1 protein-coding gene is annotated in these 358 nt (G+C 39.4%); it reads right to left on the bottom strand.

The window, feature by feature from the left end:
• Positions 1–35: 35 nt before the first annotated feature.
• Positions 36–358 (bottom strand): transposase (locus H4J75_RS19785; RefSeq protein ID WP_182223079.1); only part of this gene is annotated, 323 nt, incomplete at its 5' end.

Here is a 358-nt window from a genome sequence, read left to right on the forward strand (position 1 = left end):
TAACAACACGCCCTGAGGTGGACAACTAGTAAAATTTAGCTATTTATTGCAAATTTTAACAGTGGTGATCCTCTTCGTTTTAATGCTTCTAAATATTTTGATTCGTTGTAGGGCGTCTTCGTTTTCCAGCACCTAAATACTATCCTAATCCACTTAAAAGCTAACGATCTGATTATGCTGTTATGTGGTTTTCCTTTGCTTTTCTGTTGGTCGTAATAAGCCTTAGCCCAAAATGAATAGCGTATTGAAAACCCAGCCCACTCCACAAAAGTTTGCCTTAAAAAAGTAGGGCAACTGTACCGCCAATGTGTCCACATTTTCTTACCGCTACGTTCAATTACAGGCGCAATACCCGCAT

The organism is Colwellia sp. BRX10-1 (assembly GCF_014077545.1).
Lineage (GTDB): Bacteria > Pseudomonadota > Gammaproteobacteria > Enterobacterales > Alteromonadaceae > Colwellia_A.